The organism is Flavobacterium sp. CF136, assembly GCF_000282055.1.
Taxonomy (GTDB): domain Bacteria; phylum Bacteroidota; class Bacteroidia; order Flavobacteriales; family Flavobacteriaceae; genus Flavobacterium.
Genome location: NZ_AKJZ01000023.1, coordinates 22,171 through 47,335, shown reverse-complemented (window position 1 = coordinate 47,335; position 25,165 = coordinate 22,171). Strand labels below are relative to the sequence as shown.

The window sequence follows — 25,165 nt, the reverse complement described above, 5'->3', positions numbered from 1 at the left end:
CAGCTTAAAAATCCTTATGGATCACATTGTATTTGTTTTTTAAAATTGACTTTAAAACTGAAGGATCGGAATTGGAGAAAAATACAGACTCACTTTTTTCAGCATTCGAAAAACCTACTTTTTCCCGCAATATATTTTGAGTTTGCCTTGCAACTGCTTCTCCCGAATCTATAATCTGAATATGCTCAGGAAGAATTTTTTTAATCTGCGGAATCAAATACGGATAATGACTGCATCCTAGAACAAGATAATCAATATTTGCATCAATCATAGGCCTTAAATATGATTCCAGCAGCTGAGTCATTTCGGGAGAATTTAGATTACCATCTTCTATAAGCTGGACTAATCCATAACCCACCTGTTCTATTATTTTGGTCTCATGAAACATTTCGGCAGTTTTATTAAACAGCTCACTGTTTAAAGTGCCTTTAGTAGCTAAAATACCGATAACCTGTGTTTTCGAATTATTGGCAGCTGGTTTTATTGCAGGTTCAATTCCAATAAATGGAATGTCATAATCAGCACGAAGTTCCTGAATGGCGTTTGTTGTGGCAGTATTGCAGGCAATAACAATTAGCTTACATTTATTTTCAATCAAAAAATCAACATTTTTTTTACTTAAAGCAACAATCTCCTCTTTGGTTTTTTGACCATAAGGAGCATTTTTACTATCTGCTAAATAGATGGTGTTTTCATTTGGCAGCAGTTCATGAATAGCACTCCATATTGAAGTTCCGCCAATTCCGGAATCAAAAACACCTATAGGATTATTGTTCGTCATAAAACAAAGTTACATTTTTTTCAGAATCTAAATTCGTACTTTTTATTGGATTTTAAACTAAATAATCTGAATTTTAACCTAATTTTTGGTCACTTTTTTACAAACCTTATCCTGAAATATTTCTTTATATTTGCAGTATGAAATTAGCCTGGTTTTTGTTTTCAATTTACGTAGTTTCACTATCATTACTGCCTTGTAATGATATAGATGATTGTGGCTCATTTGCAAAAACAGAACTTCATAAAAATCATTCTCAAGATAAAAATACAGATTCCCAAGATGATCTGTGTGCCCCTTTTTGTTCCTGCACCTGTTGCGGGGTGCATGGTTTTCAATTTCAAAACCACATTTTTAAAAAAGAAAAAATCATTAATTGTACCGATTCCGGAAAACAAAATGATTTTTATATTTTTAACAATTACAAAACTATTTATTTAGGAATTTGGCAGCCACCAAAGTTAAGTTAAATCAGTATTGACTTTTTTACCCATGGCTTTTGCTTCTGGGACTATTTAGTATTTATTTAATTTAATATCAAATGACAAAATATATTTTTATTTTGGCAATGCTTACATGTACGTTTGCGTATAGCCAAAACACTCTGAAAGTTATCGTAAAAGATAGCAAATCTCATGAAAATTTAATTGGAGTTTCAGTCTATATAAAAGACACTGCTATTTCCGGAATAACTGATAACAATGGTTTTTTAGAATTGTCTTCTATTAATAATGGAGAGCAAAAAATCAGTTTTAGTTTTTCAGGTTATGAAGAATCGCTAATTGCTGTAAATTTTCCTCAACAAAATAATGAAATTTTAACGGTTGAACTGACTTCAAAACAAGAAGAAGAATTAGATGAGGTTATTGTCCAGTCAACCCGTACCAGCAGGACTATAAAAAACACACCAACCAGAATCGAATCTATTGATGCCGAAGAACTGGCTGAGAAAGCGAATATGAAACCCTCTAATGTCAGTATGGTTTTGCATGAAAGTACAGGATTACAGGTACAGCAAACATCAGCAACAAGCGGGAATGCAAGCATCCGTGTCCAGGGACTTGATGGCCGATATACACAATTATTAAAAGACGGTTATGCAAACTTTGGCAATTTTGCAAGCGGTCTGAGTATTCTTGAAATTCCACCTTTGGACTTACAACAAGTTGAGGTGATAAAAGGTCCATCTTCAACATTATACGGAGGAGGGGCAATCGCCGGTGTGATTAATTTTATATCAAAAAAACCTAAAGAAAAAGGAGAATATAATTTTATATTAAATCAATCTAATATTGGTCAGACAAATATTGGGGCTTATGCATCGCAACGAAAAGGTAAATTTGGATATTCAATACTCGGATTGCTTAATTTTCAGAAGGCTTATGACGTAGATGATGATGATTTTTCAGAAGTTCCAAAATCTCATAATTTTACTGTAAACCCAAGATTATTTTATTATCCTTCGGAAAGCTTGAGTTTTATGATTGGAAATAGTTTTACCAAAACAGATATGGAAGGCGGAGATATGTATGCTATTGCAGGAAATGCGGATGCCAATCATGTTTATTTTGAAAAAAATAAAACAATAAGGAATACTACAACTTTTGAAATCGACAAAAAATTTGAAAATCAAAATAGCTTTAAATTAAAACAAAGTTTAAGCATCTTTGATCGCAAAATCAATATTCCGAATTATGAGTTTTCAGGAATAAATACAAATGCTTTTACAGATGTGTCGTATGTCATAAACAGGGAAAAATACAGTGTAATAAGTGGTGCGAATTTAGTGTATGATAATTTTGAGGAAAGAAATATTAATACTTTAGATGCTAAATCATTCACTACAGGAGTCTATATTCAGCATACTTGGGATGTTTCTGAAGCTGTTAAATTAGAAAATGGTTTGCGATTTGATAATGTTGCCTATTCCAATATAAATTTCTCAAAAAATCAAAATTTCTTTTTGCCAAAAATTTCAGCATTATTCAAAATAAATTCGCAATGGAGTAGTAGAGTAGGAGCTGGTCTGGGATATAAAATCCCTACTGTATTTACAGAACAAACAGAAACAGTGCAATATCAGAATGTACAAGCTTTGCAGAATGTTAGTGCCGAAAAAAGTATTGGAGGAACGGCAGATGTCAATTATAAAGGAGAAATTTTTTCAGATTTAAAATTTGCTGTAAATCAAATGTTTTTTATAACAAAAATTAATAAACCATTGGTTTTACAGAATAATTCGGGCAACCTGTTTTTTGTAAATGCTTCTGATCCGGTATTAAGTAAAGGATTCGAAACTAATTTGAAGTTTATCTATAAGGAAGATTTTAAACTTTTTGTTGGATATACTTTTACAGATGCAGAGGCCAAATATTTGACGGGGAATCAATTTTTACCCTTATTGCCAAAGAATAAAGTTAACCTTGCACTGATTTATGAAAAGGAGAATAATTTTAAGATGGGTTTAGAAGGCTATTTTACTGATCAGCAATTTTTGTATGACGGAACCAAAACGCCAGCTTATTGGGAATTTGGTTTCATGGCTGAAAAAACTTTATGGAATAATTTTGCCTTTTTTATCAATTTCGAAAACTTTACAGATACCAGACAAAGTAAATATAAAAGTGTTGTAAATGGACCACATAATGCACCAACTTTTGATGATATCTGGACGCACACGGAAGGTTTCACTATTAATGGAGGTGTAAAAATAAAATTGTAAAAACAAAAAAATGGCTCAACTTACAAGTTTGAGCCATTTTTTATAATAAGAAATATGGTTTTCTTAGAATCCTAAATCTTTTTTAACGTCAGCAGTAATGTTTGGACCATCAGCTAATAAAAGAGTAGAACCATCTAATACATATTGGAAACCTTTAGCTTTTCCAACTTTTTGGATAGAAGCTCTTACTTTTTCCATTAAAGGTTTTACGATATCAGTTTCTTTTTGTTGAAGTTCTTTTTGAGCATTGTCTCTGTAATCAACAATTCTTTTTTGCATATCCTGAACTTCTTTAGAACGCTCAGTATTTACGGCTTCTGTTACAGTAGTAGATTCAGCTTCATACTTTTTGATTTTTACCTGATATTCATCAACCATTTTTTTGTATTCTGCATCGTATGTTCCACTTAATTTTTGTAGTTGATTTTGTGCATCAAGCATAGCTGGCATCTTCGACATAATCTCGCTAACATCAACATGAGCTGTTTTAGCCTGCGCATTCATTGTATTGTTAGCAGTTAAAATAAGCACTGCAGCAATTAGTAAAGTTTTGATTTGTTTCATCATTTTAAAAATATTAATTAATTATTGGTCGTATTTGATTTCTGTGTTTCAGCTTCTTTTGCTTTTTTAGCCGCTTCTCTTTCTTCTTTGATTTTCTTTTTTCTTTCTTCTAATTCTTTCTTACGTTGTTCGTAAAGTTTTTGTCTTTCCTCTGCTTTATTAACCGTCGGTTCAGTCGTTGTTGTTTGTTCCGGCGTTTCTGTTGTGACCGTTGTAGCAGGTTTTGCAGTTGTTTCTGTTTTAGCTGTTGCGTCAGTTTTAGCAGTTCCAGAAACCGTGCCATTTTTTTTAGCTGCTTTTTCAGCCGCTATGGCATTTCTTTTGTCTTCATACTCTTTTTTCTTGGCTTCCTGCTCCAACTTTCTGTCTGCCATTAGTTTTTCCCTTGCGGCCCTTCTCTCGTCTAACGCTTTTTGTCTGTCTGCCATTGCCGGATTTTCATCAATGGCGTTTTCAAGATTCTCTTTAGCTTCCTGTATTTTCAACTGCTTTTTAGTTAGCTGTTGTCTCTTATCTGTTCGGTTTAAAACACGTATAACCTGATCACTGATGTCAAATCTTTTTGCTGAAAAAAGCATAGTAAGATCAGATGATTTATCAAAAATAAAGTCATAGTTTTTAGCTTCTGCAATATCCTGAACAGCAGTAAAAACCTGATCTTGTATTGGTTTTGCCAAAGCAGCTTTTTGAAGCATTAAATTTCCGTCAGCTCCAAATTGCTTTTGCTGATACAATAGCATTTCATCTTCAAGAAATCTGATTTCGGTTTCCTTTTCCTCAATAAGCTCCTTTGTCAGTAAAGCTTTTTCAGCTTTAAGGCTTTCTTTGAGTTTGCTAATTTCTATTTTTTTCGTTTCAATTTCCTGCTTCCATTTAGTAGCTTTTAATTCTAATTGGGCTTTAGCTTCTTTATAATCAGAAACGTTTTCCAAAATATACTCCATGTCAATGTAGCCAATTCTGGTTGATCGCGTCTGACCCTGATTTGTATTTGCTACAATCAAGGCTAAAAATATAAATAAAAATTGTTTTTTCATAAACTAATTTATTTTAAGATTTTTAACCAATATCATTTTCCTAAAACTGTTGTCCAATAATAAAGTGAGTTTCCCAACCATTTGCCTTATTGGAAGTTGCTCCTGGTAAAGCATCAAAACCATAACCGAAATCAATACCTAATAATCCAAATGCAGGCATGAATACACGTAAACCGGCACCAGCTGAACGATTTAAATCAAAAGGATTATAACCTTTGAAATCTTTATAAGATGATCCAGCTTCTAAAAACGTTAAAGCATAAATAGATGCTGAAGATTTTAATGTAATTGGGTAGCGTAATTCCATAGAGAATTTATTGTAGATTGTCGCTCCAATTTGTTCTCCCGCATTATTTACCGGTGTCAATGAGTTGTTTGGATATCCTCTCAACTGAATCGTTTCCCTTCCATCCATTGAATAATTTGCCATACCGTCTCCTCCTAAATAAAAACGTTCAAAAGGGACAACACCTCTGTCATGATTGTAAGCTCCTAAGAAACCAAACTCTGTTAATGTTCTTAAAACTAATTTACCATATACTTTAGTATACCAATCCGCTTTAAATTTAACTTTATAGTATTCCAGCCAATTGTATTTTTTCTGATCTACTTTTGCAGGGTCTGCTCCGGCTTCCTGATAAGTACTCACTCTGTTTCCGCTTGAGTCTAGGTAATCACCAGCTTTAACCATTTCCCCATTTGCATCGGGTGCAGTTGCATCTGCTGTAGCTCTTAATTTGTACTCTTGTTTATCTCCTAATGTCGCATAATTTACACCATTCCATAATGAATAAGGGGGTGTTAATTTTGCTGAAATGCTGAATTCCGATCCATAAGTTGGGAATATTGGATTAACTCCCTTGTTGCTTCTCGAAAGTCCAATAGTGTAAGCAATGTTTCTTGATGCTCCATTTGCAAAGGTAAATAAACCAGTGCTATAATTATTTAAATCATAATGCTGATAACTAATAGATTGTGACAATACGAAGAAATCATCCGGAACAGTTAACCTTTTAGCTAAACCGACTTGTAATGTAAGAATATTAAAACTTTTACTTTTGTCAACATTTCGTGTTACATAATTGTTTAGGAATTGTTTGCTGTAGGAAATAGAAGAGCTAAATTGTACAGGCTTTTTCCCTCCAAACCATGGTTCTGAAAATGATACACTATAGGTTTGAAAATATGTGCTTCCTTGTAATCTTAGCGATACTTTTTGTCCGTCTCCCATCGGTAAAGGTTTGTATGCTTCTTTGTCGAATAATTTTCGGGCTGAGAAGTTATTAAATGACAATCCTAAAGTTCCTATGAATCCGCCACCGCCATAACCTCCTTGAAGTTCAATCTGGCTTGAACCTTTTTCAACTAAATTATACTCAATATCAACAGTTCCGGCACCGGCATCTACGTTTTTAAATTTAGGATCAATTGCTTCCGGATCAAAAAATCCTAATTGCCCAATTTCACGAATAGTTCTTACCAAAAGTTCTTTACTGTATTTTTCTCCAGGTTTAGTTCTTAATTCACGGTAAATCACACGGTCATTTGTTTTGTCATTTCCAACTACTGATATTTTGTTGAAATAAGCAATTGGGCCTTCAGTTACTCTAATTTCAAAATCAATAGTGTCATTTACTGTTTTAACCTCTACGGCATTAATATTTGAAAATAAATATCCGTTATTTTGATACAGGTTTGTAATATCTTCGGCGTCAGGTTTTGTCTTGTCTGCAATTCTCTTTTCAAGTAAAACACCATTATAAGTTTCTCCTTTTTTAATACCTAAATAACGGTTTAAAACCTGGTCAGAATAAACAGTATTTCCTAAAAATTTAATGTTTCCGAAGTAGTATTTGTTTCCTTCCTCTAAATTAATTTTAATGGCAAGCATGTTTTTTTCTTTATTATAAACGACAGAGTCATATATAATACGGGCATCACGATATCCTTTTTCTTTGTATTTTGCAATAACTTTTTCTAAGTCGCTTTTGTATTTTTCAGGAATAAATTTTGAAGATTTTAGTATGCGAAATACATTCTTTTGTTTAGTGTCTTTCATGGCACTTCTCAACTTACTGTCTGTAAATTGTTTATTTCCTTCAAAATCAATACTGCTGATTTTTACCTTATCGCCCTTATCAACACGAACAAGCATGTTTACATTATGTCCGGCTGTAGAATCAGCAGGAGTAGTAGTAATAGTTACTTTTGTATTGTAAAAACCTTCCTTTTTATACTTGTTTTCAATGTAATTTTTTGTGGTCGTGATTAAGTTTTCGTTTACAATTTTACTTTTCGTTAAATTGTTATCTTTTATTAATCCTTCAACTTTACTCTTTTTGACACCAACAAATTTTACTTCCTTAAGTTTTGGAAGCTCTATTATATTTAAGTCTAAATAGATGCTGTCATTTTCGACTTTATTTACATAAAAAGTAATTTCGTCAAAAAGACCAAGTTTACCTAATTTTTTAATTGCACCACTAATTTCTTCGCCAGGAACAGTAATTTCCTGACCTTTCTGAAGGCCCGAAAACGTTACAACTGTTTGTTCATTGAAGCTTATTTTACCAACAACAGAGACTTTCGCAAGAATGTATTTTTTTCCCTGATCAAAAGGAATTCTTTCCTGCGCTTTTATTTGTGAAAAACTACCCAAAAGAACCAGGGTAAGGGCTATTTGTATTCTTTTTTGTAACACTAAAAAATTATTTAATTTGTTCACTGGTTTTTCCAAATCTACGTTCTCTTTTTTGATAACTAATGATAGCCTCATATAAATCTTGTTCTTTAAAGTCTGGCCAGAGGACATCAGTAAAATATAATTCTGCATAAGCAATCTGCCACAACAAAAAATTACTTATTCGATGTTCTCCACTCGTTCGTATTAATAAATCTACGTCGGGTAAATTTTGCGTGTAAAGATGCTCATTTATAATTGAATCGTCAAGACTGTCTATTGAAATTATATTATTTTTAACTTTATTACTGATGATTTTAATGGCATTTACCAATTCTTCCCTTGATCCGTAACTTAAGGCCAGTGTTAGGGTTAGACGGGTATTGTTTTTTGTCTTTTCAATAACATCCATCAATTCTTTTTGTGCAGATTTTGGTAATTTTTCAAGGTTTCCAATAGCATTAAGTTTGATATTGTTTTCCTGGAGAGTTGTAAGCTCTTTTCTTAGGGAATTGATAAGTATTTTCATTAATGCATCTACTTCTAATTTTGGACGATTCCAGTTTTCTGTAGAAAAAGCATATAATGTTAGAAACTCAATGCCGATTTTAGCACAGGTTTTGATGGTTTCCTTAACTGATTTTGTACCATTTTCATGGCCAAAAGCACGAAGAAAACCTTGTTGTTTTGCCCAACGCCCATTTCCATCCATGATAATGGCCAGATGTTTGGGTAAATTATCTGTATTTATAGATTCTAATAAATTCATTTTATTCTGCACAATAGCAAGGTTTTTGTCCAAAGGTATATGTTAATGTAGCTCCTGTAAAAACATACCAGTCTTTATTGTTTAAATTTCCGAAACGATTATTTGCTAACGAATCGTCTTTAGGAAAGCTTCCGTCGATGTTATCTGTAAAAGTATAACGGGCCCCAATTTCCGCTGCCAAAACAAAATGACGGCTTATGTTTGATTTTAGTCCTAATATTATAGGTATGGCAAATGAAGAACTTGATCCTTTATTTTTTTCAGTTTGTCCGTTTACTATATATAATTCATCATATCTAAAATAACTTAGGCCTGAAAATACGTAAGGCGTGAGTTTTGGATCTAAGTCATGTAAATTAAAGTCGAAGAAATTAAATTCTAATCCGGCGGAAAGTTCTTTTATGTTGTTCTTAAAGTTAAAGCCTCTTTTGTTTCTTCCTCCTTCTTTTGAATCTAAATCATTTCCTGCAATTGTAGATTGGGTATATGAAAAGCGATATGCATGACGCGGGCTTTTATTCCATTTATACAAAATTCCAAAAGCAGGTTTTTCAGGAGAGATATAAGTAGTACTTCCTACATCCCCAACAAAGTTGCTTCCGCCAAGAAAGACACCAATCTCATTTATTTGAGCATTCAGTGTAATAAAGGGGAAAAAACATAACAATAAATTAAAAATTTTCTTCATTTAATTCAAAATTGCGTGCAAATATAATAATTATCAATACGAATCAACGTTCCTTTAGCTAAATGTGTCTTTTTTTAAATTTACTGTATGATTTTGAGACATTTAATGAAGATTCGATATGTGTAGAACGGGAAAAAGTACTAATATCGTATAGCCGGAATTCGGAAAAAGGTTTAATTTCTTTTATCCTCTCCCCAAAGCAATTTTTTCCTGAGGGTTTTTAAGAAAGTTTCGCCTGGAATTTCAACCATTTTAATTTTAAAATTTGTTTTTTTGATGGTTAAAACCGATTCGTTTTTAATTGATGCAATTCTCGAATCTAATGATACTAAATATTGATCTTCTCTTCCGGAAACACGAAGTTTAATTTCAGTATCATCAGGTATAACCAGTGGTCTTGCATTTAGATTATGAGGTGCAATAGGGGTAATTACAAGGCTTTTTACATCTGGAGTTAATATTGGTCCGCCACAACTCATAGAATACCCTGTTGAGCCTGTTGGTGTTGAGAGTATAAGTCCGTCTGCCCAATACGAGTTCAAATATTCATTATTTAAATAAGTTTCAACGGTAATCATCGAAGTTGTGTCTTTTCGGCTAACGGTAACTTCGTTCATTGCAAAATTTAAATCATCTTCGATGGCATCATTTTTCGGATCGCAGGTAAGGCTTAACAAAGTTCTTTCGGAGATGGTGTAATTTTTATCAATAACAAACTGTAAAAACCCATCAATACTTTCTTTTGGAACAGTTGCCAGAAAACCTAATCTCCCGGCATTAATTCCTAAAATTGGTACACCGGAATTACGAACTAAGGTGGCTGCTCTTAAAATAGTTCCGTCACCCCCGATACTTATCAACATTTCAAAACTATCGTCGAGTTCTGTTTTTGCTGAGAAAGTTTTGTATTCTTTTGTAATTAATTGTTTCTCATAAAGCATTTTCAGAAAGTTTTCTTCAATGACCATTTCGACATTATTGGTATTAAAAAACACAAAAATGTCTTTAATAATAGGTTCTGTACTATTTTGATAATATTGTCCGTAAATGGCTACTTTCATTTTTTTAAATTAGATAATGAGAAAATTTGATAATGTGCCAATGTGAAAATTATTTAATTGACTCATTTTCTGATTGTCACATTTAAATTATATATTAAGGTATTTGTCTAAATAATCAGAGCGCTCTTTTAAGCTATTGATATAGGTATCTTCCTGATGTTCTGAAATTATATCATAATTGTATCTTCTGAAAGTCTGGATAATTTCATTGATGGCACCCAGTCCAATTTTTATAGTAATCTGAACATTTTCCAAATTTGCTTCAGAAACAAAACTACCTAATACTTTTCCATTGTTGCTTTCTACAATTTGAGCCACTTCACTCATTGAATAATCCAAAAGACCTTTCTGAACAATGATAATTCCTCCCGGTTCTTTTAAAAACGGAGTTTCCTGAAAAAATTTCATAATGTCTTCCATCTCATAATATCCAATATAAATATTATTTTCATCAAGTATTGGAACCACATTTGTATGATTTTTTGCAAAAACTTCCAGAACATCAAGCCAAATCATCGATTTTCTGGCAAAGAAACGCTCTAAGGTGTATTTGTAGTCAATTATTTTTTTGTCGATGTCAAAAGTTTCAACATCATCAGCTGCTATACTTCCTATGAAAATTCCGTTCTCCAAAACCGGAAAATGCGAAAAATTCATATCTGCAAAAAAATCCTGAGCCGATGCTATCGTTTCCTGACTATCGATTGCTCTAAAATCGTTGGTGATATAGTTGGTAATTTCTGTCATAAGTCGTTTGAAGATTTTGATGCAAAATAATCAAAAAATAGCAAAAAACGCTACGTTTTACTTTGTATTTTTGTCGTTACAAATATAATGTTACTAGAATTAATAATCTATTTATATGACAAAGTTAAGTGTAAATATCAATAAAATTGCTACTCTGCGAAATGCGCGAGGCGGAAATGTTCCTGATTTGTTAAAAGTTGCTGCAGATATTCAGAATTTTGGAGGACAGGGAATCACGATTCACCCGCGTCCGGACGAGCGACATATTCGTTATCAGGATGCCCGTGATTTAAAGGCAATCGTACATACAGAATATAACATTGAAGGAAATCCGCAACATAATTTTATCGATTTGGTCTTAGAATGTAAACCTACGCAGGTAACGTTGGTTCCGGATGCAATTGGAGCTATTACGTCTTCTGCCGGTTGGGATACCATAAAAAATCAATCCTATTTAAGTGAAGTTATTCAGGAGTTTCAACGTAACGGGATCAGAACTTCAATTTTCGTAGATCCGGTTTTGGAAATGATTGAAGGTGCCAAAAAAACAGGAACAGACAGAATTGAATTATATACGGAAGCTTTTGCACATCAATATGGTTTAGGAAATAAAAACGGAATTGATCCTTATGTTAAGTCTGCAGAATTAGCAAATGAGTTAGGTTTAGGGATTAATGCCGGTCATGATCTGAGTTTGGATAATATTCAGTTTTTCAAACAAAACATCCCAGGATTACTTGAGGTTTCAATTGGTCATGCTTTAATTGCAGAAGCTCTTTATCTTGGTTTGGATAATGTCGTTAATATGTATTTGCAAAAATTAAAATAATATGCTTTACTCAAAAATAGAAGGCGAAGGAAAACCTTTCGTTATCATGCATGGTTTTCTTGGAATGTCAGACAACTGGAAAACACTTGCCGGACAATATGTTGATGCAGGTTTTCAGGTTCATATTTTGGACTTACGAAATCACGGTCGCAGTTTTCATTCAGATGAATGGAGTTATGAAGCAATGGTGCAGGACGTATTCGAATATTGTCAGGGAAATCAACTGAATAAAATAGATATTTTAGGACATTCGATGGGGGGGAAAGTAGCAATGCTTTTTGCAACGACACACCCCGAAATTGTAGATAAATTAATTGTAGCCGATATTGGTCCAAAGTTTTACAAACAGCATCATCAGGATATTTTGGCAGGATTAAATGCAGTAGATTTCTCTGTAAAGCCAAGTCGAAATGATGTTGAAGCAATTGTAACACAATATGTTCCGGATTTTGGGACACGTCAGTTTTTATTAAAAAATTTATATTGGAAGGAACCCGGACAATTGGCTTTTCGATTTAATCTGGCAGTTTTCAATAATAATTTAGATGCCATCGGAAAAGCTTTGGCTGATGGTTTGGTTTTCGAAAAGTCAACCTTATTTATTAGAGGAGGAGAATCGGGATATATTTTAGATTCGGATTTTGATGCTATCCGTGAGCATTTTCCAAACGTTAAATTCGAAACGATTCCAAATGCGGGACATTGGCTTCATGCCGAAAACCCAAAAATGTTCTTCGAATTGACGACTGCATTTTTAAAAGAATAATTGGTTTCGGAAAAATTTTATTACATTTATTAAAAACTTTAAAAAAGAAAATATGAAACTATTAATCAGACTGCTTGTTACTGCCGTCCTTGTTTTATTAATCGGTCATTTTATGCCGGGCATACATGTTGTTAGCTTTACAACAGCCATAATTGTTGCAGTAGTTTTAGGATTGTTGAATGTTTTTATAAAGCCTATATTAGTAGTCCTGACTTTTCCGGTAACTATTGTTACCCTCGGATTGTTTTTGTTGGTTATTAATGCAGTAATAATTTTGCTTTGCACTAAAATTGTCGGAGGATTTCATGTTGATTCATTTTTGACGGCTTTATTGTTCAGTATTATCTTGTCAGTTCTTCAATCAATTGCCAATAAAATTATTGGAGAAGACAAATGATTTAAAAATATCAAAGTGCGTTTTAAACGTCTTCAAATACAATAGATTAAAAACTTGGTTGGGTTGCAAAAATTTTATAATTTTGCAACCCAATTTTATTATGTAAATTAAAGAAGAAGATGGATATTAAAAGAGTAGCAAAAGACGCTGTGAATGAAACAATTGTAATGACAGTTGTTCACATGGATTATAAAGGTCAGGTAGCAAAAAGAATAAACGAAAAAATGCCTTTGGCGACTGTTAAAGGTTTTAGAAAAGGACAAGTGCCAAAAGACCTTGTTGAAAAACAATACGGAAAAGCAATTAAACAGGAAGAAGTTAAAAAAGTAGTTGATTTGGCTTTAGAGCGTTTTGTGCAATCTGAAAGACTAAATCTTTTAGGAACTCCTCTTCCTAAAGTAAATGAAAACTTTGATTGGGATGCTGAAGAATTAACTTTTGAATATGAAATTGGTTTGGTTCCTAACTTCGAAATTGATTTGGAAGCAAAAAACAATATCGTAAAATACATCGTTACTGCTGATGATAAATTAATCGACGGTCAGGTAGAGCGTATCCAAAAACAATTCGGAAAAGCAAATCCTGTTGAAAAAATTACTGCAGACTCTGATATTACAGGAACTTTCGTAAACGCAGAAAACGGAATCGAAAACAAAACAACTTTTTCATTGTCAGTTTTCAAAGATAAAAAAACAGCTGATTTATTTGTAGGTAAAGAAGTTGGTGATGTAGTTACAGTAAACACAAAAGGTTTGTTTGAAGACGATCACCAATTAATGGATTACTTAAAAGTGGGTCACGATAATGTTCATGATTTAGCAGTTGATGTAGCTTTTACAGTTGAAGCAATCAATGTTTCTGAACCAGCAGAATTAAACCAGGATTTATTTGATAAACTTTTTGGTGAAGGAAAAGTAGCTTCATTAGAAGATTTGAAAGCTAAAATTAAGGAAGATGCTGAAGCACAATTCGCACAACAGGCAGATCAAAAATTATTACTGGATGTTCAGGATTTCTTAATCGAAAATACAAAATTTGATTTACCGGCTGAATTCCTTAAAAAATGGTTACAGACTGTTGGAGAAAAACAACTTTCTGCAGAAGAAGCTGAAGTTGAATATGCAAGATCTGAAAAAGGATTGCGTTTTCAATTAATTGAAGGAAAAGCAATGGCTCAAAGTAATATCCAAATCACGTTTGAAGATTTAAAAGCTTTTACAACAAGAGCAATTAAACAACAAATGGCTCAATTTGGCCAGACAAATCCAACTGACGAAGAGGTTCAGGGAATTGTAGCAAGAGTTTTATCTAACCAGGAAGAGGTGAAAAGACTTTCTGAGCAGGTTGTTGCAGAAAAATTATTGGAAGTGTTTAAAGAAAAAGCAAATCCAACAACTAAAGAAGTAACTTACGAAGAATTTATTGCTGCGTCTTACGGAGAATAAATTCAGTAGAAAGTTAAAAGTTGTAAAGTCGAAAGTTGTGGAGTAGAGATTTATTAGTTTTATTTCAAATTTTAAGATTTTATTACAGATACTGAAAGATAAAAAATAGTTATATTTGAGCGTCAAAAAGATAATTTTTGACGCTCTTTTTTTAAGTTTTTATTTCATAAATCTCAAAACTTGAAACTTATCAAATATAAAAAGAAGACAAATTGACATCATTTATAAAAAGGTATGAACTTTGTTTAATCCGTTTAAAGTCACTTTCAGACTTTAGACTTTCAAACTTTTAAACTAAAAATATGAACTACGGTAAAGAATTCAAAAAATTTGCTACAAAGCACCAGGGAGTAAACGCAATGTACTATGACAAAATCATAGCTGCAATGAACCCAACTAATATGACACCATATATTATTGAAGAACGTCAGTTGAATATTTCTCAATTAGATGTGTTTTCAAGATTAATGATGGACAGGATTATCTTTTTAGGAACAGGTATTGACGATCAGATCGCCAATATCGTTCAGGCTCAGTTATTATTTTTAGAAAGTGCTGATGCTTCAAAAGATATTCAAATTTATCTAAATTCTCCCGGAGGAAGTGTTTATGCCGGATTAGGAATTTATGACACTATGCAATACATCAAACCAGACGTGGCGACAATTTGTACAGGAATGGCAGCTTCTATGGGAGCGGTTTTATTATGTGCAGGAGCAGCAGGAAAACGTTCGGCTTTACCACATTCAAGAGTAATGATTCACCAGCCATCAGGAGGAGCACAGGGAGTTGCTACAGATATGGAAATCAACTTACGTGAAATGTTGAAACTGAAAGATGAATTATACAATATTATATCTCAACATTCAGGACAAACTTTTGATAAAGTACACAAAGACAGTGAGCGTGATTACTGGATGAAAGCTGACGAAGCCAAAGAATACGGAATGATTGATGAAGTGTTGAAAAGAGGTTAAAAATTAGTTTAAAGTTTCAGGTTTCAGGTTGCAATTGCTAACTTGAAACTTGAAACGTTTTAAACTTGAAACATAAAAAATGGCAAAAGTAGTATTAGAATGTTCGTTTTGTGGAAGAAAAAAGCCAGAAACCAATTTATTGATTGCAGGTATCAACGCACATATTTGTGATAAGTGTATTGAACAGGCACACGGAATTGTATTAGAAGAATTAAAATCAAGCGGAAGTGCAAAGCTTGTCGGGGACTTAATTTTAAAGAAACCAAAAGAAATCAGAGCTTTCTTAGATCAATATGTTATTGGTCAGGACCAGACAAAAAAAGTAATGTCGGTTGCGGTTTATAATCACTACAAACGTTTAATGCAACAGCAATTAGACGATGAAGTTGAGATCGAAAAAAGCAATATCATTATGGTTGGTCAAACCGGAACAGGAAAAACATTGGTGGCTAAAACCATCGCAAAAATGTTAGACGTTCCTTTGGCTATTGTTGATGCAACCGTACTTACAGAGGCAGGTTATGTGGGTGAGGATGTCGAAAGTATTTTGACGCGTTTACTGCAGGCTGCAGATTATGATGTAACCAAAGCTGAAAGAGGAATCGTTTTTATTGATGAAATAGATAAAATTGCCCGTAAGAGTGATAATCCATCAATAACTCGTGACGTTTCCGGTGAAGGTGTGCAACAGGCTCTGCTGAAATTATTAGAAGGAACAGTTGTCAATGTACCTCCAAAAGGAGGACGTAAACATCCGGACCAGAAATTTGTTGAGGTAAATACACAAAATATCTTGTTTATAGCCGGTGGAGCTTTTGATGGAGTAGAACGCATTATTTCTAAACGTTTGAACCGTCAGGCAGTTGGTTATTCAACTTCTAAAAATGTGGATAATATTGACAAAGACAATCTATTGCAATATATTATTCCAAAAGATATCAAAGATTTCGGTTTGATTCCGGAAATCATTGGTCGTTTACCTGTTTTGACACATATGGATCCTCTGGACAGAGAAACATTGCGTGCGATTTTAACACAGCCAAAAAATGCCTTAATCAAACAATATCAAAAGTTATTTTTGATGGATGAAGTGGAATTCAGTATTACTGATGAAGCTTTGGATTTTATTGTTGATAAAGCTTTAGAATACAAATTAGGAGCTCGTGGATTGCGTTCGTTATGCGAAGCTATTTTGACAGATGCGATGTACGAATTGCCAAGTTCAGACGATAAAGTGCTGACAATTGACAGAGATTATGCCAAACATACTTTGAGTAAAAATTTATTGAAAAGAATGGAAATTGCTTCTTAAATTTTAAAATATATTTATTTAAAAACCTGTTCATTTATTGAGCAGGCTTTTTTGTTTTTAAGAGTATTTTGTTTTCATTTTTAAGTAGATGGTTAAGGCTGGCGCATGCGTTTTATAGCGACTGCTGTATGATTTAATGTAAATAACATTATTCAAGATGGTTTTAACACTAGTGGAACTGAACTAGAAACTATTTTAAAGTTTAATTAATGAAGTGAACTATATAGATACAAGAAGTGTTTACACAAAATGATTATGAAGTACTTTACTTTACATAAAAAGATTTTAGATACCACTGATTATATACCTAATGTAGCTGGTGATAAATTGCCCATTGATAAACGTAAAAGTCTGGGTGTAATCGCGAAAGAACTAACAGATGTAAATGGTGAATTTGATTACCTGAGATGTTATGGCTTTGGGGACGAAGATAACCCGGATGATTTTAGAGTATGGGAAAGTCAACGATTTGATATATATAGGTTTACAATGACAGACGTAAATAGATTGTTTGTATCGGAAAAATGCATGTCGATATTGTCAAAGTATAGATATCCGGAGTCAGAATTTAAGTTCTACCCTGCGAAATTATTGTTTCAAGGACAAAAGTATAACTATTTCATTTTTCAACAGCATGACGATATTTCAAATATGGATCAGGCAAACACCGAATATGTGATATATGATCCAATCACTAATAATGTTGTTGAGAATTATGATGGAGAATTGCCAACGCAAGGCAATTATGACTTAATATTTTCCCAATTAGAATCCAAAAATCTTAAAATGAAATTTAGCAGGCTTGTTCTCAATAACTCTTTTAATATTTTTTCTCTACGTTGGTTTTTTTGGGGTGCTTTTATAATTATTGATGAAAACGTTAAAGAAGATTTAGAACGGAATGAAGTGACGGGAGTGGACTTTGAGGAAATAGATTTTGAGATACAGTTTAAAAATGTTCAATAGCAGATTACTCAGTACCTCATCCTAAGTTATCAACCCAGATGAGGAAAAGATTTTAACAATAGTAGAGAATGTAAGCAATGCTGAGAAATTTGATGCTTTGAAAGACCTTGTTATGCGAGTAAAGAAGCAAATCAAAAATGAGGATATTAACGGCTCACAAAAGCTAAATGAGATAACGGTTAAATGATTATGAAATACTTCACATTAGAGAAGACATTATTTAATGGTCCTTACTATATACCCAATGTAGCAGGAGACAAGCAACCTCTTGATAAACGTAAAATCCTTGCTCAAATCACTAAAGAATTGATTGATGTAAATGGAGAATTTGATCTAAGGTGTTCAGGATTTGGGGATGAAGATGATTCGGAAAATGTTAAGTCATGGGAATTTCAAAGGTTTGATGTATACCATTTCATGACTGGCACAAATAGGTTGCTTGTTTCAGAAAAATGCAAGTCGATATTGTCAAAGTATAGATATCCAGAGTCAGAATTTAAATTCTACCCCGCGAAATTATTATTCCAAGACCAAAAGTATAATTATTCCATTTTTCAACAGCATGACGATATTTCAAATATGGATCAGGCAAACACCGAATATGTAATATATGATCCGATCACTAATAATGTTGTTGAGAAGTATGATGGAGAATTGCCAACGCAAGGCAATTATGACTTGATATTTTCCCAATTAGAATCCAAAAACCTTAAAATAAAATTTAGTAGGCTTGTTCTCAATCATTCTTTTAATATTTTTTCTCTACGTTGGTTTTTTTGGGGTGCTTATGTAATTATTGATGAAAACGTTAAAGAAGATTTAGAACGGAATGAAGTGGCGGGAATGGACTTTAAGGAAATAGATTTTGAAATTCATTTTAAAAACTGATTGAGTGGATTGCATGATTACAAAATTTGAATGTTTTAATAATCCTTTTTCCTTTCCTGATGATTTCTCCAAAGCTGCTGGGGTTGTCCAGCAGTTTCTAATGAAAGATGAAAGAAATTGATGAACTTTTGAAAACGAATAAAAAAGTTTTGATGTGGATTATTAAAAGTCATAACTGTCTCCTGTTATGAAAATGAAAAGTCTATTTTTAGCCCTGATTGAAACGGTATCCTATTGTTGTGGGGTTCACAATAATAGATATAGTGTAAAGAAGGACTAGAGGCAATCTGAAAACGAAACCTCTGCTCCAGAAAAAATTACTGCACCCTAAATTTCTCCCGATATTCAATAGGTTTCATGCCAACCATTTTATAGAATACTTTTCTAAATGCTTTTGGATCATTGTAACCCGTTTTCTCAATAATTTCCGAAATCGAAAGCTGCGTTTGTTCCAGATACTTTTTAGAACTCTCAACCCTGATGTTTTGTAAATATTCTATGGGAGGAATCCCTGTAACTTGTTTAAAACGGCGTGTCATGTTTCGGGCACTCGTCGGAATATCTTTTGTGATCTCTTCTAAGGTTTCAATTGTACTGTATTCGTTTTCAATTTTTTGCTGGAGCCTGGCAACCAAAGTATCATTGTGTAAATGGTTCGGTCTGAAAGTACTGAAATAACTCTGTTTGTACCGGTTTAAATCGATCGAGAAAATTTTAGCAATCTGAACAGCAGTTTCATTTCCACAATATTTCTGCACCAGGAGAATCAGTAAATGAAAAGTTGAGGTTGATCCTCCGCTGGTATACAAACTTCCGTCAGCGGTTAAGGTTTCTTCTGACTTCAATTTTACCAATGGAAACGCTTTTGTAAAGGCACTGCAGGCATCGACATGTGTAGTGGCCAGTTTTTCGTTGAGTAAACCTGAAGCGGCAAACAAAAAAGCACCGGTACAAAAACTAGCCAATTCAGCTCCCGACTGATGCTGTTTTTGTAACCACGGAATAAAATTTTTGTTCTTCGCAATCATTTCACTCATATTGTCTGTGGTAAAAGCGGGAATCAAAATCAAACCCATGATTTCATGTGAAGCTTCAATAGAATTGATTTCGTACCCAAACAATGTTTCCTGATTGATTTGTTCTTCCGATTGAAATATCATAATCTCGAAAGGCTTTTCAGTTTGTTTCAGTTTATTAGCAGTTTCAAAAACTTCTAAAATAGCGGCTATGCTTAATAATTTATAGTCGTATGGTACAATTAAGGCTACTTTCTTACTCATGGTTTTTTATTTTAGAAAATCAACATCTTTACAAAAATAACTATTTTGTCTCAAATGCCCCTAAAGTTGACTTTTATTGTAGCCTAAAGCCTTTTGTAATATTTTACATTTGTTTTTTAAATAATTTGTAATTTTATACAACATGAAAACAAAAATTTTCCTAAATCTTCCTGTCAAAGATTTAAATCGGTCAATTGCATTTTTTACCCAACTGGGTTTTTCATTCAATCCAAAATTTACTGATGATAAAGCAACCTGTTTGATTATTGGAGAAAATATAAATGCAATGTTGTTAGTTGAAGAGTTTTATAAAACATTTACCAATAAGCAAATTTGTAATACTGCTACAACAAGTGAAGTTCTTATTTCGATATCAGTTGAAACTCGTGAAGAAGTAGATGAAATGATCGAAAAAGTTGTTAAAGCCGGAGGATCAGAATATATGAAAACACAAGATTACGGCTGGATGTATCATCGCACTTTTCTGGATATAGACGGACATCATTGGGAGATTTTCTTTATGGATGAAAGTCAAATACCAGATCAAGTATAAATTAAATTTGAAATAATAAATATGATAACAATAAAAACAACGATTAATGCATCAATAAATAAAGTTTGGGAGTTTTGGACTTTGCCGGAGCATATTACAAAATGGAGTTTTGCATCGCCGGACTGGCACACACCTTATGCAGAAAACGATTTGAGAGAAGGAGGAAAATTTAAATCGACTATGGCTGCAAAAGATGGCAGTATGAGTTTTGATTTTGAAGGAGAATATACTTTGGTTAAAACTAATGAAGCTATTGAATATGTAATGGCTGACGGACGTAAGGTTGAAATTAGCTTTAATGAAACTCCAGACGGAGTAGAAATAATAGAGAGTTTTGACCCGGAAACAGTAAATCCGGAAGAAATGCAACGTGGAGGCTGGCAGGCAATTCTGGATAATTTTAAAAGTTATGTGGAGAATAATTAATTATTTAGGTTCAAAGTTACAAAGGCTCAAAGTTTTTAACCTGACACAGACTTAAATTACTTATATCACTTATATGGTTTAAAAAAATTGTATAACGAAAAAAATCAAAAAATGACAAAACAAATATGGTTGAATCTGCCTGTAAAAGACGTGGCAAAAGCGAAAGACTTTTTTGGAAAAATAGGTTTTTCTTTTAATGAACAACACGATACGCCAAGCTCTACATGTATGGTAGTAGGAGAAGGGAATTTTGTAGTAATGCTTTTTGAAGAATCATTATTTGCCGGTTTTTCTCAAAACAAACTTACAGATACACAATCAAGTTCAGAAATTCTGATTTCGATTGATGCTGAAAGCGCTGCAGAAGTAGATGAATTAGCTGAAAAAGTAAAAGAAGCCGGTGGAAATGTTTTCGCACCACCTGCAGAAAATCAGGGCTGGATGTATGGATGTGCTTTTGCTGATTTGGATGGACATCGTTGGAATGTCCTGTTTATGGATTTTAGCAAATTACCTCAATAAAAATTAGAAATGGAAACACTGGAATTTAAAATTAGAATCAAGGCTCCGGCAGAAAAAGTTTGGTCAGTCTTATGGAATGACGAAACGTATAAAAAATGGACAGGTGCTTTTTGTGAAGGTTCCTACGCGGTAAGTGACTGGAATGAGGGCGACAAAATACATTTCATGTCTCCAAGCGGAGAAGGAATGAACAGTATTATCGAAACAAAGATTCCAAATGAATATATGGCGTTTAAACATATTGGTGAAATAAAAGATTTTAAAGAGTTACCAATTGATGAAGAAACCAAAAAATGGAGTGGTGCAATGGAAACTTACCGATTAACTCCGGACGATGAGTTTACGGATTTAGTAGCTCAGGTTGATGTAGTCGAAAAATATATCGATTATTTTAAAGAAGCTTTTCCGAAGGGATTGGAAACGGTAAAAGAATTATCTGAAGAAAGAAAATAGACTAAAGATTGAGAATAAAAATAATAACAAACAATAAAAATAAAATATCATGGCAACATCAGTAAATCCTTATTTAATATTTAATGGAAATTGCGAAGAAGCATTTCTGTTTTACAAATCAGTTTTTGGAGGAGAGTTTCCTTATATCGGAAAATTTAAAGATATGCCTGCAGGCGAAGATGGAGGTTGTGCTGAAGTATCAGAGAAAGATGCAAATAGAATAATGCACGTTTCACTGCCAATTGGAAACACTATTTTAATGGGAAGCGACAGTAGCGAACAATCCGGAGATGTGACTTTTGGAGGAAATTTTTCTGTATCAGTCAATGTCGAAAGCAGGGAAGAAGCAGACAGGATTTTCAACGGATTATCAGCAGGGGGAAATGTTTTTATGGCAATGAATAAAACCTTTTGGGGTGCTTATTTTGGAATGTTCAAAGATAAATTTGGCATTAGCTGGATGGTGAATTTTGATGAAAATGTACCAGCATAAATAACAGACAATTTTAATTTCGAGTGATTTAAAGTTATATAATTTTAATACACGAAGATTATTGTTAAATTAATTCAAAAAAGCACATTAAATTGTGCTTTTTGTGTTTAAAAAAACAAAGGATATTCTTTTTTATCAACAATAGATTGTCGATTTTTGTCGCTTCTAAATCAATAAGGATAAAATGGCACTAGAAGATAAAGAGATAATTTTATTAAAAGTTTCAGGACACGATAAAATAGGAGTGACAGCAGGTTTAACTGCCGTATTGGCCGCTTACGATGCCAATATTTTAGATATTGGACAGGCTGATATTCACGACACACTTTCTTTAGGGATTTTGTTCGAAATTGAAGCGGGTTCTTCTTCAGGCCCTGTTTTAAAAGACTTATTATTTAAGGCGTATGAATTGGAAATTAAGGTTAAGTTCATTCCGATTTCTATTGAAGATTATGAAAAGTGGGTAAAATCACAATCAAAGCAACGTTATATCATTAATATTTTAGGAGAAAAACTGGCGGCTTCCCAATTGGCTGCAGTGACTAAAATAATGTCAGACCAAAATCTGAATATTGATTCAATTATAAGATTGACAGGCAGGACTTCTGTTGTCGAAAAAGAAGAATATCCCCGTTCCTGTATACAATTATCCGTAACCGGAGAAATAGTGAATAAGATTGCCATGACAGCTAATTTTATGGAAATTTCCAGAACATTGGATGTTGATATTTCTTTTCAGGAAGATAATATTTACAGAAGAAACAGACGTTTGGTTTGTTTCGACATGGATTCTACTCTAATTCAGACTGAGGTAATTGATGAATTGGCGGAACTGAATGGTGTGGGTGATCAGGTAAGAGCCATTACAGAATCTGCAATGAATGGAGAAATTGATTTTAACGAAAGTTTCAAACAACGCATGGCTTTGCTGGAAGGCTTAAGTGAAGATGTTTTGCAAAAAGTGGCTGAAAATTTACCAATTACAAAAGGAGCTCATCGTTTAATGAAAGCCTTAAAATATTACGGATATAAAACCGCTATTTTATCAGGAGGATTTACCTATTTTGGTGAATACCTGCAAAAAGAATTGGGTATTGATTACGTTCATGCCAATCAGTTAGAAATTAAAGACGGTAAATTAACCGGTAAATATTTAGGTGATATTGTTGACGGACTTAAGAAAGCCGAACATCTTCAGGCAATTGCCGAAAAAGAAGGTATTCACATCAATCAAACCATTGCAGTTGGTGACGGAGCAAACGATTTGCCAATGCTGAATTTAGCCGGTTTAGGAATTGCTTTTCACGCAAAACCAAAAGTAAAAGAAAGTGCCTCAACATCGATTTCAAGTTTAGGTCTTGATGGTGTTTTGTACTTATTAGGATATCACGACCGATATATTGATATGATGTAATAAACAGATTGTCATTTCGTAGAGGCGCACAGCAGTGCGTCTTCGCAATCAAATAAAAAACAAACCTTAATTCATTTATTAGATTAAGGTTTTTTTATGGGCATGCCCCGCCGAAAAAAGCGGGTCGGGCTATCCGTTGCAATCTTTTGTGCCGAACCCCGGCACAAAAGGATTTCCACTACTATCCCTCATGCAGTGTAGTGGAATTATGGATCTTCATAAAATTATCGCATTTTGTCATTTCGAGGAACGAGAAATCACATCCAATATTCGACAGCAGTACTTTCTTAACTTGTGTGATTTCTCCCAAAAGGGCGAAATGACAAACTTGGCGTTAATTCCTAAATGAATAATTTGAAGTTGATTGTGTTCACGAGCGGGACGCTCGCGACAGCATGGGGATTTAAGTTTTATAAGAAGTTTCTATTTTGAATTGCCTCCTGCTTTAGCTGGAGGAATATGGATTAAAATAGATCAAGGCTTCAGCCAAAATTATTGACAAACTTAAATTTGGCTAAAGCCTATAATTTTGCTGATTTAGCCCAACTAGCTAAAGCTAGTGGCAAGTCATAGTATTAAATTTCTTTTGCTAGTGCGAGCGCCCCGCTCGTACCCGTAAAGAAGCTAATTTGAAGTTTGATTGTGTTCACGAGCGGGACGCTCGCGTTAGCATGTGAGAGACGCTTGCGCCAGCAGTGATTTAGTTGTTTTTTATGAAAGTATATGTTTTTAACGACTTTCCGTTCGGCAATATATTCTCCTCAAAGTCAATTTTACAAAATCCGAATTTGTTAGCACTTGACACCAAATCACTTTCAGAAATTAGCTTAAATATTTGTCCTGCTGATTTAATTGTTTCTATTCCTGTTTGACTGACAGAACTAACTCCATTATTTTCCTGAATTGTTACAATTAAGTGCCCATTTTCCAGGATGATACTATTGATAAATTTAAAGCAAGTGTCAATTTCAACATATTCAAAAATTAATGCGGCCCAAATTAAATTTGCTTTGGTTATTTCTTCGGTTTTTTCAGAAGATATATCAATGTTAATAAGATGTAGATTTGGAATTCGATCCTTGAATCGCTTTTTCGTTTCGTCCAAATAGTTTTGATTTATATCGATACCAAATACTTGATCAGTAACGCTATTATCAATATGTTCCAATCCATTCCCTCCTGCAATTCCCAAAAATACGACTGTTTTGGGACTTAGTTTATCCAAATATTTTTTAGTCAGGTTATTGAGTAAGTGTAATTGTCCAACGGATTCGTGTTGCATATGAAGCTCATAATCTTCAAGCGGTATTTTATTCCAAACATTTTCCATATTTATATGTCTTTAATTATATTCAAAATGTTGCACTGTGTCATTTTACAATGATTGCCAATTATTGA

General features: G+C 33.3%; 26 protein-coding genes. 16 read left to right on the top strand and 10 right to left on the bottom strand.

Annotated elements, in window-relative coordinates; genetic code table 11:
- Positions 1–4 precede the first annotated feature (4 nt).
- Positions 5–781: a glutamate racemase gene (gene murI / locus PMI10_RS10025; protein ID WP_007807315.1), complete on the bottom strand. Its 777-nt coding sequence runs from the start codon at positions 779–781 to the stop codon at positions 5–7.
- A 137-nt stretch (positions 782–918) separates the two neighbouring features.
- Here murI and PMI10_RS21665 point away from each other — a divergent pair, with 137 nt between their 5' ends.
- Positions 919–1,248: a DUF6660 family protein gene (locus PMI10_RS21665; RefSeq protein ID WP_050992441.1), complete on the top strand. Its 330-nt coding sequence runs from the start codon at positions 919–921 to the stop codon at positions 1,246–1,248.
- Between the two features lie 71 nt (positions 1,249–1,319).
- On the top strand, positions 1,320–3,500 hold the full coding sequence (locus PMI10_RS10015) for a TonB-dependent receptor (protein WP_007807313.1): 2,181 nt from the start codon (positions 1,320–1,322) through the stop codon (positions 3,498–3,500).
- A 63-nt stretch (positions 3,501–3,563) separates the two neighbouring features.
- On the opposite strand, the gene PMI10_RS10010 is transcribed toward PMI10_RS10015, so the two are convergent.
- From PMI10_RS10010 to PMI10_RS09980, 7 genes are all read right to left on the bottom strand, one after another.
- Complete coding sequence (locus tag PMI10_RS10010; RefSeq protein ID WP_007807311.1) at positions 3,564–4,067, bottom strand: OmpH family outer membrane protein; 504 nt, start codon at positions 4,065–4,067, stop codon at positions 3,564–3,566.
- A 14-nt stretch (positions 4,068–4,081) separates the two neighbouring features.
- Positions 4,082–5,101 (bottom strand): OmpH family outer membrane protein, encoded by a 1,020-nt coding sequence (locus tag PMI10_RS10005; protein WP_007807309.1) that lies wholly within the window; start codon positions 5,099–5,101, stop codon positions 4,082–4,084.
- A 40-nt stretch (positions 5,102–5,141) separates the two neighbouring features.
- A complete protein-coding gene (locus PMI10_RS10000; protein ID WP_035631675.1) occupies positions 5,142–7,877 on the bottom strand; it encodes a BamA/OMP85 family outer membrane protein in 2,736 nt (911 codons plus the stop codon).
- Entirely contained in the window at positions 7,810–8,550 is a 741-nt protein-coding gene (locus PMI10_RS09995) for an isoprenyl transferase (RefSeq protein WP_007807304.1), read from the bottom strand. Before PMI10_RS09995 ends, PMI10_RS10000 begins: the two co-directional genes overlap by 68 nt.
- A gap of 1 nt (position 8,551) precedes the next feature.
- The gene (locus PMI10_RS09990; RefSeq protein ID WP_007807302.1) at positions 8,552–9,238 is read right to left on the bottom strand and encodes a type IX secretion system protein PorG; all 687 of its coding nucleotides are present in this window, start codon (positions 9,236–9,238) and stop codon (positions 8,552–8,554) included.
- Positions 9,239–9,411: 173 nt separating this feature from the next.
- The gene (locus PMI10_RS09985; protein WP_007807300.1) at positions 9,412–10,299 is read right to left on the bottom strand and encodes an NAD kinase; all 888 of its coding nucleotides are present in this window, start codon (positions 10,297–10,299) and stop codon (positions 9,412–9,414) included.
- A gap of 87 nt (positions 10,300–10,386) precedes the next feature.
- A complete protein-coding gene (locus tag PMI10_RS09980) occupies positions 10,387–11,046 on the bottom strand; it encodes a CBS domain-containing protein (RefSeq protein ID WP_007807298.1) in 660 nt (219 codons plus the stop codon).
- Between the two features lie 115 nt (positions 11,047–11,161).
- On the opposite strand from PMI10_RS09980, the gene PMI10_RS09975 reads away from it, so the two are divergent.
- The 8 genes from PMI10_RS09975 (at position 11,162) to PMI10_RS09940 (ending at position 18,626) form a co-directional block, all read left to right on the top strand.
- A complete protein-coding gene (locus tag PMI10_RS09975) occupies positions 11,162–11,875 on the top strand; it encodes a pyridoxine 5'-phosphate synthase (RefSeq protein ID WP_007807296.1) in 714 nt (237 codons plus the stop codon).
- A 1-nt stretch (position 11,876) separates the two neighbouring features.
- Positions 11,877–12,641, top strand: a complete 765-nt coding sequence (locus tag PMI10_RS09970; protein ID WP_007807293.1) for an alpha/beta fold hydrolase — start codon at positions 11,877–11,879, stop codon at positions 12,639–12,641.
- 52 nt (positions 12,642–12,693) lie between these two features.
- Positions 12,694–13,038: a phage holin family protein gene (locus PMI10_RS09965; RefSeq protein WP_007807291.1), complete on the top strand. Its 345-nt coding sequence runs from the start codon at positions 12,694–12,696 to the stop codon at positions 13,036–13,038.
- A 119-nt stretch (positions 13,039–13,157) separates the two neighbouring features.
- Complete coding sequence (locus tag PMI10_RS09960) at positions 13,158–14,483, top strand: trigger factor (protein ID WP_007807289.1); 1,326 nt, start codon at positions 13,158–13,160, stop codon at positions 14,481–14,483.
- 302 nt (positions 14,484–14,785) lie between these two features.
- Positions 14,786–15,460 (top strand): ATP-dependent Clp endopeptidase proteolytic subunit ClpP, encoded by a 675-nt coding sequence (gene clpP / locus PMI10_RS09955; RefSeq protein ID WP_007807288.1) that lies wholly within the window; start codon positions 14,786–14,788, stop codon positions 15,458–15,460.
- Between the two features lie 79 nt (positions 15,461–15,539).
- A complete protein-coding gene (gene clpX / locus PMI10_RS09950) occupies positions 15,540–16,772 on the top strand; it encodes an ATP-dependent Clp protease ATP-binding subunit ClpX (protein ID WP_007807285.1) in 1,233 nt (410 codons plus the stop codon).
- A 255-nt stretch (positions 16,773–17,027) separates the two neighbouring features.
- Positions 17,028–17,738: a hypothetical protein gene (locus PMI10_RS09945; protein WP_007807284.1), complete on the top strand. Its 711-nt coding sequence runs from the start codon at positions 17,028–17,030 to the stop codon at positions 17,736–17,738.
- Between the two features lie 189 nt (positions 17,739–17,927).
- Positions 17,928–18,626: a hypothetical protein gene (locus tag PMI10_RS09940; protein WP_007807282.1), complete on the top strand. Its 699-nt coding sequence runs from the start codon at positions 17,928–17,930 to the stop codon at positions 18,624–18,626.
- Positions 18,627–18,943: 317 nt separating this feature from the next.
- Here the strand turns inward: PMI10_RS09940 and PMI10_RS09935 are convergent, their stop codons facing one another.
- The gene (locus PMI10_RS09935) at positions 18,944–19,906 is read right to left on the bottom strand and encodes a GlxA family transcriptional regulator (RefSeq protein WP_007807281.1); all 963 of its coding nucleotides are present in this window, start codon (positions 19,904–19,906) and stop codon (positions 18,944–18,946) included.
- A gap of 142 nt (positions 19,907–20,048) precedes the next feature.
- Here PMI10_RS09935 and PMI10_RS09930 point away from each other — a divergent pair, with 142 nt between their 5' ends.
- The 6 genes from PMI10_RS09930 to serB all read left to right on the top strand — a co-directional run bounded on the left by PMI10_RS09930 (position 20,049) and on the right by serB (position 23,767).
- Entirely contained in the window at positions 20,049–20,459 is a 411-nt protein-coding gene (locus PMI10_RS09930) for a VOC family protein (protein ID WP_007807280.1), read from the top strand.
- A 21-nt stretch (positions 20,460–20,480) separates the two neighbouring features.
- Complete coding sequence (locus PMI10_RS09925) at positions 20,481–20,885, top strand: SRPBCC family protein (protein WP_007807278.1); 405 nt, start codon at positions 20,481–20,483, stop codon at positions 20,883–20,885.
- Positions 20,886–20,996: 111 nt separating this feature from the next.
- Complete coding sequence (locus PMI10_RS09920; protein WP_007807277.1) at positions 20,997–21,407, top strand: VOC family protein; 411 nt, start codon at positions 20,997–20,999, stop codon at positions 21,405–21,407.
- 9 nt (positions 21,408–21,416) lie between these two features.
- Positions 21,417–21,860, top strand: a complete 444-nt coding sequence (locus PMI10_RS09915) for an SRPBCC domain-containing protein (RefSeq protein ID WP_007807275.1) — start codon at positions 21,417–21,419, stop codon at positions 21,858–21,860.
- 49 nt (positions 21,861–21,909) lie between these two features.
- Positions 21,910–22,353, top strand: coding sequence for a VOC family protein (locus PMI10_RS09910; RefSeq protein ID WP_007807274.1), 444 nt, complete (start codon positions 21,910–21,912; stop codon positions 22,351–22,353).
- Positions 22,354–22,537: 184 nt separating this feature from the next.
- Positions 22,538–23,767 carry a phosphoserine phosphatase SerB gene (gene serB / locus PMI10_RS09905; RefSeq protein WP_007807272.1) on the top strand — a complete coding sequence of 410 codons (1,230 nt, stop codon included), beginning with the start codon at positions 22,538–22,540 and terminating at the stop codon, positions 23,765–23,767.
- 700 nt (positions 23,768–24,467) lie between these two features.
- Here the strand turns inward: serB and PMI10_RS21660 are convergent.
- Positions 24,468–25,097: a class I SAM-dependent methyltransferase gene (locus tag PMI10_RS21660; RefSeq protein WP_007807270.1), complete on the bottom strand. Its 630-nt coding sequence runs from the start codon at positions 25,095–25,097 to the stop codon at positions 24,468–24,470.
- Positions 25,098–25,165 lie beyond the last annotated feature (68 nt).